The sequence below is a fragment of the Holophagales bacterium genome (genome assembly GCA_016699405.1).
GTDB lineage: Bacteria > Acidobacteriota > Thermoanaerobaculia > Multivoradales > JAGPDF01 > JAAYLR01.
Genome location: CP064972.1, coordinates 954,953 through 967,666, shown reverse-complemented (window position 1 = coordinate 967,666; position 12,714 = coordinate 954,953). Strand labels below are relative to the sequence as shown.

The following is a 12,714-nucleotide window of genomic DNA, read 5'->3' as shown; positions in this document are numbered from 1 at the left end:
CGAAACCCGTGCCGCCTCCCCGCGCAGCGCGCCCGTCAGTCGACCGCGAAGAGGCGCACCGTCGCGTCGAGAATCGGCGCCGCCGCCTCCGGTGCCGGCGCCCCCCCACCGAGCGCGGCGATCTCACGGATCGTGCCGAGCCCGGCCGGCGGCACGGCGGCGAGCCGACCGACCGTGCTCCAGCCCAGCAGGCGCGCCTCCCCGGCGCGCGTCCGCACCTCGAGCCACCAGGTTCCCGGCGGCGCGGGGCGTCGGCCTACCACCGTGGCGTCGGCGAGGTGAGCCCGCAGCCCGCGAAGGGCGGCGAACGCCGGCCGGCGACGCAGGGTGCCGTCGGGCTGCGGGTCGATGAGACCATAGCCTTTGGCGACGAGCTGCCACCAGTAGACGCGCTCGGCCAGGCCGCTGCCCAGGGCGAGGAGCGCGTAGCGCGCGAGATAGTCGGCCTGCGTCGCTTCGTCGACGGCGACTTTCCTTCCAGCCGGCGAGTGTGGTCCTTCGCGCAACGGCCAGTTCACCTCGGTGACCCAGAGGCGATCGGCCCCGCGCCGCGAGGTCGCGGCGAGGGCACGAAAGAGCGCCAGTTTGCCGAGCGTGTCGAAGCCGAGCTGGTGGTTCTCCGGCGCACCGCGGCGGTCGACGTAGAGGAGCGCCGAGACCGCGTCGAAGCGCAGCTCCGGGCCACCGAGCCCGAGCACGGCGGCGAGCGCATGCGGCTCGAAGTCGATCACCGCCGGGCCCAGGATCTCGACGCCGGGGTGTTGCCGGAGGATCTCCGCCGCGTCGGCGGCGAGGCCGAGGTACTCTGCCGGCGTCCAGACGCCCCACTTGCTGCGGTTGATCGCCTGCCCGACCTGGAAGTGACGGCCGAAGGGCGAGAAGCGTTCCGCGAGCTCGGCGACCGCGGCGCGCCAGCGGGGGCGGTCGCGCACCAGCTCGCGCGTCTGCGGGAGCGCGAACGCCAGCTCGCAACCGCGTGCCGCGAGCTCTCGGGCGAGCGCCTCCTCGTCGTCGTGCCGCTCGGCCCAGGGATGGAGACGGAGGAGGAACCGCCGGACGCCGAGCTCGTCGACGGCGGTGAGCAGCGCCGGCGGATCTTGCGGCCAGGGCCGCAGCGCGACGCCGAGCCCGTCGATCGACCCGGGCTGCCGGAAGGCGCCGTCGAGCAGCTCGCGATACCGCCCTCTCGCCCGGACCAGCCCGACCGTCGCCGCAGCGAGCGCGCGCAGGTGGGTCGGCGCGGCCTGCAGCCGCACCAGGGCCCGGCCGGAGCGCCCCGCATGCAGGTGCGGTTGATCGGAGAGGGGATCCCACACGGCCCGGTCCTGGACCCGTGCTCCCACGGGCGGCAGTGGGATGTGGGGGTGGACGGTCCGGCCGGCGAGCAGCCCACGCAGGCGCGAGCCGAGCGCCCGCAACGCCGGCTTGATCCGATGGCGGGCCAGAAAGAGGCGCTGATCGAGCCGGTAGAGCGCTCGACGTGCTGCCGTCAGGTCGCCCTGCCAATAGGCCTGCAGCAGGCGCGCCTGGAGATCCGGACGGAGCAGCGGAAGCCGGCAGAGGTCGCGGGTGCGCTCGCTCGTCGAAAGCGGCCGACTGAGCCGACAGCGGTTGAGGTCGAGCAGCACGAGGTGCGGCGCCTCGGACGGCGACGCCCCCGGGGTGATGAGCAAGTTGCCGATCGAGACGTCGCGGTGCCAGCAGGGAACGGCGTGGAGCCGGCGCAACAGGTGCGCGATGGCGTCGACCAGCGCTTCGGGTGCGACCGCGGGATATTCCTCGGCCTCGCGGCCGGCGAGCAGCGCGCGGAAGTAGTAGCGCGCTTCGAGCCCGCCGCTCGCGAGGCGGCAGACGAAGAACGACGGACCGTTCGGCCGGGTGGACTCGACGAGCAGCAGCGGCTCGGGCGTCGGGATGCCGGCCGCAGCGAGCGCCACCGCGGCCCGGAAGCTGCGCTCCGCCTTGCTGCCTTTCAGCCGCCGGTCGAGCTGGGCACGCCTCCCGTCATGGCGGAACTGCTTGACGACGACCTCGACCGCGCCCTCCGGGAGCTCCAGCGTCGTGACGTAGAGGTAGTTGCGACCCCAGTGCAGGGTGCGGGTGGCGCACGCCGGATCGGCGAGCCGGCAGGCTTCGCCGGCAAGGCTCGCCGCATCGAGTCGCGTCGTCGCTTCGCCTCGCCAGTCGGCGGTGGCGAAGGAACGAAATGCCGGGGCCGCGCCTGCCGGGTCGACGCGCGGGCTAACCTCGCCGCCCAAGCGCTCAAACCTCGAGGATGTCGAAGCTCTCGTGATGCAGCTTCGGGTCGCCCTGGAGCAGGATCGCCACGGCGAGGGCGCGTTCGAGCTCTTCGACCACCGCGTGCTCTTCCTTTTGCAGCGCCCGCGCCACCTCGGGGTGAACGCGCAGCAGCAGCTCGCGCGAGGTGAGCGTTCCCCGCAGCTTCAGCGCCTCGCGCCGCAGCGCGAGACAGAGCGTGGTCACCGACTTGACCCGGCCGCCGCCGCCGCAATACGGGCAGGGCTGGGTGAGCAGCCTCTCGAGGTTGGTGCGACTCCGCTTGCGGGTGATCTCGACCAGTCCGAACTCGGAAATCGACAGCACCTTGTACTTGGCGCGGTCCTTGCGCAACTCGCGCTCGAGCGCCTCGAACACCTGCTCGCGGTGCTCCTTCTCGGTCATGTCGATCAGGTCGAGGACGATGATCCCGCCGAGGTCGCGCAGGCGGATCTGCCGCACCACCTCTTCGACCGCCTCGAGGTTGGTGCGCAACGCCGTGTCCTCGAGGTTGTGGCGCCCGACGAACCGCCCGGTGTTGACGTCGATCGCCACCAGCGCCTCGGTCGGGTTGATCACCAGATAGCCGCCGGATTTCAGCCAGACCTTGCTCTTGAGCGCCGCCTCGATCTCGCTCTCGATGCCGAAGCGCTCGAAGAGCCCGACCGCCTGGCGGTCGAGCTTGACCCGCCCGACGAGCGCCGGCTGGACCTGGTCGAGGAAGTCGACGATCCGCTCGTAGGTGTCCTCGCCATCGACCCAGATCACCGAGTAGTTGGCGGAGACCAGGTCGCGGACGACCCGCAGCGCCAGGTCGAGATCCTGGTGCAGAAGCGTCGGCGCGCCGGAGCGTTCGGCCCGCTCGCGGATACGCTTCCACAGACCGGAGAGGTAGACCCGGTCGGCCTCGAACTCCTCGCTCCCCTTCCCCTCCCCGGCGGTGCGAACGATCCAACCGGCGCCGCTCTTGGCGGCGAGCTCGTCGATCAGCTCGCGCAGGCGGGTGCGTTCGGCCTCTTCCTCGATGCGCCGCGAGACGCCGAGGTGGCGGACGGTGGGCAGCATCACGAGGTAGCGACCCGGCAGGGTGATCTGCGTCGAGACCCGCGCGCCCTTGTTCGGCAGCGGATCCTTGGTGGCCTGAACGATGATCTCCTGGCCTGCCTTGAGCAGCTCGTCGATGGTGTGCGGCGCCCCGTTGCCGGCGGAGGCCTGGACGTCCTCGCTCGCCCCGTCCTCGAGCTCCTCGAACACCTCGAGGTGATCGATGACGTCGGAGACGTAGAGGAAGGCGTCACGTTCGAGACCGATGTCGACGAACGCCGCCTGCATCCCCGGCAGGACCCGCGAGACTCGCCCCTTGTAGACGTTGCCGACGACCCCGCGCTGCAGGTGCCGCTCGACGAAGATCTCGGTCAGCCGGTCGTCCTCCAGCACCGCGATGCGGGTCTGGTACGGGTCCGACTCGACGAGCATCTTGTGGGCCATGGGCTGATTATCCCTCACCGGTTGACGTACCGGCGGTAGTCGACGTTGAGGATGAGCCCGGTGGCCAGGCAGATGATCAAGGTAAACGAACCGCCGTAGGAGAGAAACGGCAGCGGGATCCCGGTGATCGGCAGCAGTCCGATGACCATCGAGCAGTTGTAGAGCACGTGGAAAGCCACCATGGAGACCAGGCCGACGACGAGCAGGATGCCGGCGCGGTCGCGAGCCCGCATGGCCACCGCCGCGGCGTTGCCGATGTAGAGGGCGTAGAGCCCGAGTACCGTGGCCACACCGAGGAAGCCCCACTCCTCGGCAAGCACGGCAAGGATGAAGTCGGTGTGGCGGGCCGGGAGGAAGCGCAGCTGGCTCTGACTGCCCTGCATGTAGCCCTTGCCCGAGAGCTCTCCGGAGCCCACCGCGATCTTGCTCTGCCGCGCCTGGTAGCCGGCGCCGCTCGGGTCGCGGCCCGGATCGAGGAAGGTGAGGACTCGCTGCTTCTGGTACGGCTGCATGGCGAAGCCCCAGGCCACGGCCCCGGAGAGCACCACCACCAATGCCGCCGCGGCCAGCATCCGCCACGGAATCCCGCAGACGAGCAGCATGCCGGCGGCGATCGGCACGAACATCGCCGCCCCGCCCATGTCGGGCTCGAGCACCGTGAGCCCCATCGGCAGGGCGACGATCCCCAGCGCCTCGGCGATCTGCCGCAGAGACAGCTCGCGGGTGTTCGCCCGGGCGAGGTAGCGAGCCAGCATCAATGCGGTCGCCAGCTTGGCGAATTCCGACGGCTGGATCCCGATGCTGCCGATGCGGAACCAGCCCTGGGCACCCCCCGCCTGGTGTCCGACGAAGAGGACCAGGACCAGACCGAGCTGGGAGAGGGCATAGAACGGCACCGCGAAGGTGAGCAGGAAGTGGTAGTCGACCATCGCCGCGAGCAGGAGAGCGACGAGGCCGACGCCCAGGAACGCCGCCTGGCGCGGCAGGTAGTCGACCGTGAGCTCGACGCTCGCGCTGTGCACGGTCGCCAGGCCGATCGCCGCGAGCGCCAGGGCCGCGGCGAGCAGCCCCCAGCGCACGCTGGCGAGGGCGCGCAGCGGGCTGCGCTCGTCAGGAAGGGCGAAGCTGCCCGAGTGATAGCTGGAGGTACTTCTCATAGAGGGCCTTGGCAATCGGGGCGGCGGCTCGCGAGCCCTTGCCGCCGTGCTCGATGAAAACGACCACCACCAGGCGCGGAGCCCGCGCCGGGGCGAAGGAGGCGAACCAGGCGTGATTGCGCAGCTCCCAGGGGAGATCCTCGTGCTCTTCCGTGGCGCCGCGGGCGGAGACCTGCACGGTGCCCGTCTTGCCGGCCACGTCGAGCCCTGGAACGAAGGCCGCCGCTCCCGTCCCTTGCTCGTTGACCACCGCCCAGAGCGCTTCGCGAATCGTCGCCATGCTCTGCTCGGAGACCGGAAGCCGCTCCGAAGGCGTGTCCGCTTCGTCCTTGTGACGGACGAGGTGAGGATGAACGAGGTGGCCGCCGTTGGCGGTCGCCGCGAAGAGGGCGGCGATCTGCAGCGGGGTGACGAGGAGCGGGCCCTGGCCGATGGCCACCGAGATCGTCTCGCCGGCATACCAGGGATGGCCGCGTGCGGCGCGGCTCCAGCCGTCGTCCGGGACGAGCCCGGCCTTCTCGCCGTCGATCTCGATGCCGGTCGGGCGCCCGAGGCCGAAGAGTCGCGCGTAGCGGGCGATCCGCTCGATGCCGAGCCGTTGGCCGAGCGCATAGAAGTAGACGTCGCACGAGCCCTTGAGCGCCGCCCGCAGATCCACGGAGCCGTGCCCGCCGGCGCGGTGGCAGGCGAATCGCCGGCCGTAGTAGGTCGCACCGCCGCCGCAGAAGACGCGATCGCCCGGCGAGATGACCCCTTCGGCGAGCCCGGCGGCGGCCACCACCACCTTGAAGACCGAGCCGGGCGAGTAGGTGTTCTGGATCGCCCGGTTCTGCAACGGGTGACGCTCGTCGTCGAGCAGGCGCTGCCAGTCTTCCTTCAGGAGTCGCCGGGCGAAGAGGTTCGGATCGTAGGAGGGCGAGGAGACGAGGGCCAGGATCTCGCCATTGGTCGGGTCGAGAGCGACGACCGCCCCCGTCTGCTCGGCCATCCAGGTCTCGGCCTCCTGCTGCAGCTCGAGATCGAGCGTCAGTGTCAGGCTCTCGCCGGGCCGTCCCATCTCCCGCCGGTTCTCCGCCACCAGCTGGCCGCGGCTGTCGACGACCACGACACGCTCGCCGTCGACGCCGCGCAGCACCCGGTCGTAGGTCCGCTCGATGCCGCGCCGACCGAGCCAGTCTCCGGACTGGTAACCGCTTCCCGGGCGCGACAGCTCCTCGTCGGTGACCTCGCCGAGGTAGCCGAGCAGGTGGGCCCCCTGGGTGCCGAGGCGGTAGAGCCGCCGGTGCCCCACTTCGACCTCGAACTCCGGGTGCTCGAGCCGCCCGACGCCGAAACGCGCGACCTGGTCGAGGGTCAGCCCTTCGGCCAGCAGCACCGGTGCGAAGAGCGGCGTCCCCTCGTAGCGCCGCAGCACCACCTCGAGGTCGGCGATCGGGCGGGTCAGCGCCGATGCCGCAAAGACGAGGCTCGAGGCACGGTCGCGCCAGCGCGAACGGTCGACGGTGAGGTTGTAGCTCGGCGCGTTCTCGACCAGGACGCGACCGGTCCGGTCGTAGATCGTGCCGCGGGGTGCCTTCAAGGTGAGCTTGCGCAGCCGGTTGTTCTCGGCGAGCTCGCGAAAGTAGCTGCCCTGAACGACCTGGACCACCCAGTAGTTCGCCGCCAGGGCGAGCAGCGCCAGGGCGGTGATCCGTGCGATCACCTTCACCCGGCGGACCAGCGCCTCGCGCTCCTCGCGGACTTGCACGGTCGCTGTCCCCTAGCCCCGCAGCCCGGTCCGCCGCTCGGCCCGGCGGGTTGCCATCCGCCCGGCGATCAGGCGCTCGCTCTGAGCCAGAAGCAAGCCGACGATCCCGGTGCACGCCGCCTTGGCGATCATCCACGGCGCCGCAGGCAGCTCGGCGGCCGGCAAGAGGAGCACCGCAAGAGCGGCGAGGAGCGCCTGCTGGAGCGCCGAGGCGAGCGTGAACACCAGAATGACGCCGCTCGAGCGCTGAACCACGAGCTGCTGGGCGACCCGCGCCGCGGTGTAGCCGACGAGCGTGTCGGCGAAACCGTGGAGACCGAACGGCCCACCCGCGAGCGCATCGGCGACCAGACCCGCCGCCGAGCCGCCGAGCGTCGCGGTGGAGACTCGGCCGTCGCGGGCGAACAGGACGACGACGATCAGAACGAGGTCGACGAGCCGCGGGAATCCGGGCACCAGCACCAGGCCGGCAAGGTGCAGCCCGGCAGCGACCGCCAGCGCGAGCAGAAAGCTAAGAACCCGCATCGCGCGACGCCTCCACCAGCGACCGCGGCGGCGCCTGGTAGTCGAGCAGCAGGACTTGATCGAGGCGGCGGAAGTCGACCGCCGGCGCGACGACGATGCGATGGAAGAGCTCGCTTCCCGGGGTCACTTCGATCACCGTGCCGATCGGCAGCCCGGGCGGGAAGACACCGTCGATCCCCGCGGTGAGGACTCGGTCGCCGACCTCGACCTCGATCTGCCGCGGGACGAAGTCGAGCTCGAGGCGGCCCTCGGCGCCGCCCCGCAGGACCCCTTGTCGCTCCCCGCGCTCGAGCACGGCGCCGAGGCTGGCGGCCCGGTCGGTGATGAGCTGAACCCGCGCGTAGTCGCCAGCCACCGAGAGGACCCGGCCGACGAGGCCGGCCTCGGTGACCACCGGCTGATTTGCTCGCGCACCGCCGGCCCCCGCGAAGACCACCAGCGTCCTCAGGAGCGCCGAATGGTCGGCGAAGACCACCTCGGCGATGCGCAGGTGGTACGGGCTCGCCCGCTGGTAATCCACCGCCGCCGAGAGGCGGTCGACCTCGCGCTCGAGGGCGTGAAGCCGCAGGCGGTCCCGCCGGAGCTCCCGGACCTCGGTCTGCAGCTGCTCGTTTTCGGTGATCAGCTCGCGCCGCTGCCGGGATCGAGCCGCCATCTCGCCGAACGTCGACGACACGGCCTGGACGCCGCGTGCCGCCGGCGCCAGGGCCCGCAGGGAGAGCTCCTCGAGCAGCCCGAGCCGCTCCCCCTGACGACGGACCTGCCAGGTGAGCAAGGCGAGCTGCGCGCCGAGCAGGGCGAAGAGCAGGGCCCGGGAGATTCGCGGGTTCATCGCGGAGGCTGCGGGCGCCTCTCGGCGAACGCTCAGCGGATCGAGACCTTGCGCAGGAGGTCGAGCTCTTCGAGCACGCGCCCGGTACCGAGCACGACGCAGGCGAGCGGATCCTCGGCCGGGACCACGGGCAGGCCGGTCTCGGCACGCAGGCGGGCATCGAGACCGTGGAGCAGCGCACCGCCGCCGGAGAGCACGATCCCCTTGTCCATGATGTCGGCCGAAAGCTCGGGCGGCGTCCGCTCGAGGGCCATGCGCACCGCCTCGACGATCGAGTTCACCGTCTCGGTGAGCGCCTCGCGGATCTCCGCGTCCGAGATGGCGAGGGTCTTCGGCACGCCCTCGACGAGATCGCGACCCTTGATCTCGATCGATCGCTCCTCCTTCATCGGCCACGCCGAGCCGATCTCGCACTTGATCGCCTCGGCGGTGCGCTCGCCGATCAGCAGGTTGTACTTGCGCTTCAGGTACTGGATGATCGCTTCGTCCATCTCGTTGCCCGCCACGCGAACCGAGCGCGAGTAGACGATGCCCGAGAGCGAGATGACCGCGACGTCGGTCGTCCCGCCGCCGATGTCGACGATCATGTTGCCCGAAGGCTCGGTGATTGGCAGCCCGGCGCCGATCGCTGCCATCATCGCCTGCTCGACGAGATAGACCTCGGAGGCACCCGCCTTCTGGGCGGAGTCGCGCACGGCCCGCTTTTCCACCTGGGTGATCTCCCCCGGCACGCCGATGACGATCCGCGGGTGGACGTAGACCTTCCGTCCGTGCGCCTTCTTGATGAAGTAGTCGAGCATCCGCTCGGTGACCTCGAAGTCGGCGATGACGCCGTCCTTCATCGGTCGGATCGCCTCGATGTTGCCGGGGGTGCGTCCCAGCATCTCTTTGGCTTCCGCGCCGACGGCCTCGATCCGGTTGGTCAGCTTGTTGATCACGACGATCGACGGCTCGCGCACCACGATGCCCTTGTTGCGGGCATAGACGAGGGTGTTGGCGGTCCCGAGGTCGATCGCGAGGTCGTTGGAAAAGTAGCGCAGCAGGGAGCTGAAGGCCATGAATCGTCCTGTCCGGAGTGAGTTGGGCGATGGGAGTCGGGCGGTAGGATCGGCGGGTCAGAAGCTCTCGACGAAGACGCGACGGCGACGCACGGTTTCGTTTCCCGCGACGTCTCGCGCCTTGATCTCGACGAAGCTCCAGCCCTCCTTGGCGAGCTGGACGGTCTTGGTGAACGAGCCGTCGGCCGCCACCGCCACCTGCTCGGCGTCGACGATGACGGTCGCCCCCGGCTCGGTCCGGCCGCCGACGATGAAGATCGATCCGTAGGACTGGACCTCGTCGATCTCGAGCGGCGGCGGGATGCGGTCGCCCTCGCCGCCGGGGTTGCGAGCCGCGACGACGCGGAAGGTGCGCGGCGTGCTCCAGGGCCCCTGAAGGCCGTCGCGCGAAATCGCCGCGACGCGCCAGAGGAAGCTCCCCGGACCGCGCAGCCCCAGGTTGGCACTGGCCTTGGCCCGCGAATCCACGTCGATGACGTTGTCGACGAAGAGGCGATTGCGCCCGACCTGCAGGGCGTAGCGCGCAGCACCGGAGACCGGCTCCCAGCCGAGCGCCAGGTTCCGCGTCGCATCCATGCTGACCTCGAGCTTCTCGGCCGGCTGGACGGGCTGCGGCGCGGCGGGGAGCGTCTTCGGCTCGGAGAGCAGGTCACCCGTCTGGACGACCTGCTGCAAGGCACCGACTCGCCGTTCGAGCCCACCCGCCGAAGCGATGTCGACCGAGCCACGGAAGGCGGCGAAACGACCGGTGGCGCTCTTCTCGTCGTAGGCGACCACGGCCTCCGACTGCTGCGCCACCCGCGCCTCGGCCCGCGGCGTGCTGACGCGGCTGCCGCGTTGCGAAGTATTCAGGTTCACCCAGCCGTACTGCATCGAAATCGACTGCTCCCCGGGCTCGCCGGTCGCCGAACGGTTTCGCGTGACCAGGAAGAGGGTATTGGGGCGCACGGTGTAGAGCGTTCCGTCGAGGAAGACGATCTCGGCCGAGCCGTTGGCGGCGGTCTTGACGTAGTCCCCGGAATGCAGGACCAGCCGCGCCCGCGCCTCCTCCCACTCGCCACGGTCGCCGCGACGGTACTCCACCCCACCCTGGGCGGCGATGAACTGGGCCTCCCCGGAAAGGCGCCGGTCACGCAGCGCGTCGAGAATCGACTGGGAGAGGGCTCGGCTGCGCCGGCCGGCGGCGAGCGCCTCGCCGTAGCGCCCGGCCGCGAGCTCGCCCCGCCCGGCCTCGAGGCTTCGCCACGCCTCGCCGAATTCGACCTGGAATGCCGCGTTCCCCTGCGCCTCCTGGACCTGGGCCACGAGGCGGGACGCGTCCTCGAGCACGCTTCGCGACTCGCGCTCGAGCGCCCGCCGCTCCCAGAGCCGCCAACCGACCAGCGCCAGGCCGGCGAGGACCAGGAGGGTCAGGAAGATCCCCCAACCGCGGAGGGTATCCACCGAGACGGTGTACCAGTCCTTCCGGTGGATCGTCGGCTTCACGGGCGGGCTCACGGTTTGCCTCCCAAATGCAACCATTCAATATAACATGGCGATTCGGCGGCGTTCGGCCATGTTTGCCGAGAGCCCGCTCCGCTTGCTACCATCGCCCGTTCTGGCCCGCTCTTCCGGGCCGTGAGGCCCGAAACCATGCTGAAGATCCTGCGCGACAACCTCCGCTACCTGAGCTGGATTCTCTGGCTCGTCATCATCGTCTTCGTCGGCTTCGTCTTCGTCGATTTCGGCGGGGCGCGGATGCGCGGCGACGAGACGGGCGCCGCCGCCACCGTCGGCAACCGCCAGGTGAGCTACGTCGAATACCAGCGCCAGTACCGCCAGCTCGAGGAGCGCTACCGCCAGACGCTCGGCGAGCGGTTCACCCCCGAGCTCGCCAAGCAGTTCCGCCTCCCGGCTCAGGCACTCGAGCAGGTGGTGGCCGAGAAGATCCTGCTGCAGGAGGCCGAACGGGCCGGACTCGCCGTGAGCGACGAGGAGGTCCGCAAGGCGATTCTCCAGGTGCCGGCGTTCGGCGACGGCAAGGGCAACTTCGTCGGCCAGGAGTACTACGAGCAGATGCTGCAGGCGGAGGGCTACACGCCGGCGCAGTTCGAAGCGACGGTGCGCGACCAGATCCTGGTCAACAAGCTCTCGGCGATCCTCGCCCAGACCCTCCACGTCCCCGACGCCGAGGTCGAGCGCGCCTACCGCGAGCAGGCCGAGACGGCGAAGATCCGCTACGCCTTCGTCCCGGGCTCGCGCTTCCAGGGCCGTGCACCGGCGACCCCGGCCGACCTCCAGGCCTATTTCTCGGCGCATCCCGACGAGTTCCGTCTGCCGCCCCAGCGCTCGGTGGGCTACCTCCTGATCGACTCCGGCAAGCTCCGGGCGCAGGTGAAGGTCGACGCGGCCGAAGTCGCCAAGTACTACCAGGACCATCCCGAGGAGTTCCGCCAGGAAGAGCAGGTCCGCGCCCGTCACATCCTGCTCCAGGTCGGCGACAACCGCAGTGACGCCCAGGCGCGCACCGAGATCGAGGCGCTGCGCAAGCAGCTCGAGGCCGGGGCCGACTTCGCCAAGCTGGCGGCCGAGAAGTCCGACGACCCCGGCAGCAAGACGCGCGGCGGCGACCTCGGGTTCTTCGCCCGCGGCCGGATGATCAAGGAGTTCGAGGACGCCGCCTTCAGCGGCGCCGCCGGCAAGTTGATCGGGCCGATCCACACCTCCTTCGGCTACCACCTGCTCGAGGTGACCGATCGCAAGCCGGCCGGTGAGCGGGCGCTCTCCGAGGTCGAGGGGGCGATCCGCAACCGCCTCACCACCGAGCGGGTCGAGGTCGCGGCCGAAGCGCGGTCGAAGCAGCTGGCGCAGCGGATCAAGGATGGCAAGGTGGCGACCGCCGACGCGTTGCGCGCTCTGGCCGACAACGATGTGGTCTCCTGGCAGACCACCGCACCGTTTGGTGAGGAGGACGCGGTGCCGGGCATCGGGCGCGGAACCCCGTTCACCGTCGCAGCGTTCGCCTTGCAGGCCGGCAAGGCCTCCGATCCGGTCAAGATCCCGCGCGGCTGGGCCGTCCTCTGGCTGGTCGAATCGCGCGAGGCGCGCGACCCGCAGCTCGCCGAAGTCGAGCCGAAGGTCCGCGCCGCCGTCGAACGCGAGAAGCAGGCCGCCCTCGCCAAGGCCGAGCTCGACCGGGCGCGCGGCGCGATGGCCGCCGGCAAGACGCTCGACGACGCGGCCAAGGAGCTCGGAGCCGAGGTCCGCGAGAGCGCCAGCTTCGGCGCGCGCGGTGGGATCCAGGGCCTCGCGGGCAGCGAGGCGGTGGCTCAGGCAGCCCTGGCGCTCGGCGCGGGTCAGGTTGGCGGACCAGTGGCGATCGGCAACGGCGCCGTGCTCTTCCAGGTCACCGAGCGGACCCGCTTCGATCCCGCCAAGTTCGCCACCGAGAAGGCCCAGAAGCGCTCCGAGCTCGAGTCGCGCGAATTCCAGGCACTGCTCGACTCGCTGATCACCCAGCGCAAGCTCGAGCTGAAGGTCACCTACGACCGGCGGTTGGTCGACGAGCTCGGCCTCGGCGACCTGTCGGCCAAGGGCTGACCGGCAGCACGATCGCCGCCGGCCGGTTCGGGCTTCGCGCCCGGGACGGCC

At 70.7% G+C, this 12,714-nt stretch carries 9 protein-coding genes; 1 reads left to right on the top strand and 8 read right to left on the bottom strand.

Annotated features, from left to right (window positions below; translation table 11 throughout):
- Window positions 1-35: 35 nt before the first annotated feature.
- From IPJ17_04095 to IPJ17_04060, 8 genes are read right to left on the bottom strand one after another with little or no spacing between them, the layout of a single operon-like run.
- A complete protein-coding gene (locus IPJ17_04095; GenBank protein QQR74779.1) occupies window positions 36-2,258 on the bottom strand; it encodes a hypothetical protein in 2,223 nt (740 codons plus the stop codon).
- A gap of 4 nt (window positions 2,259-2,262) precedes the next feature.
- Window positions 2,263-3,765, bottom strand: coding sequence for an Rne/Rng family ribonuclease (locus IPJ17_04090; protein QQR74778.1), 1,503 nt, complete (start codon window positions 3,763-3,765; stop codon window positions 2,263-2,265).
- A gap of 14 nt (window positions 3,766-3,779) precedes the next feature.
- Entirely contained in the window at window positions 3,780-4,922 is a 1,143-nt protein-coding gene (rodA, locus tag IPJ17_04085) for a rod shape-determining protein RodA (protein QQR74777.1), read from the bottom strand.
- A complete protein-coding gene (gene mrdA, locus IPJ17_04080) occupies window positions 4,876-6,669 on the bottom strand; it encodes a penicillin-binding protein 2 (GenBank protein QQR74776.1) in 1,794 nt (597 codons plus the stop codon). Before mrdA ends, rodA begins: the two co-directional genes overlap by 47 nt.
- A gap of 12 nt (window positions 6,670-6,681) precedes the next feature.
- Entirely contained in the window at window positions 6,682-7,194 is a 513-nt protein-coding gene (gene mreD / locus IPJ17_04075; GenBank protein ID QQR74775.1) for a rod shape-determining protein MreD, read from the bottom strand.
- Window positions 7,181-8,026, bottom strand: coding sequence for a rod shape-determining protein MreC (gene mreC, locus IPJ17_04070; GenBank protein QQR74774.1), 846 nt, complete (start codon window positions 8,024-8,026; stop codon window positions 7,181-7,183). The genes mreD and mreC overlap by 14 nt, the downstream gene beginning before the upstream one ends.
- Before the next feature lie 32 nt (window positions 8,027-8,058).
- The gene (locus tag IPJ17_04065; protein ID QQR74773.1) at window positions 8,059-9,084 is read right to left on the bottom strand and encodes a rod shape-determining protein; all 1,026 of its coding nucleotides are present in this window, start codon (window positions 9,082-9,084) and stop codon (window positions 8,059-8,061) included.
- A gap of 57 nt (window positions 9,085-9,141) precedes the next feature.
- On the bottom strand, window positions 9,142-10,581 hold the full coding sequence (locus IPJ17_04060) for a FecR domain-containing protein (GenBank protein QQR74772.1): 1,440 nt from the start codon (window positions 10,579-10,581) through the stop codon (window positions 9,142-9,144).
- A 135-nt stretch (window positions 10,582-10,716) separates the two neighbouring features.
- Here IPJ17_04060 and IPJ17_04055 point away from each other — a divergent pair, with 135 nt between their 5' ends.
- On the top strand, window positions 10,717-12,663 hold the full coding sequence (locus IPJ17_04055) for a SurA N-terminal domain-containing protein (GenBank protein ID QQR74771.1): 1,947 nt from the start codon (window positions 10,717-10,719) through the stop codon (window positions 12,661-12,663).
- The last annotated feature ends 51 nt before the right edge of the window (window positions 12,664-12,714 follow it).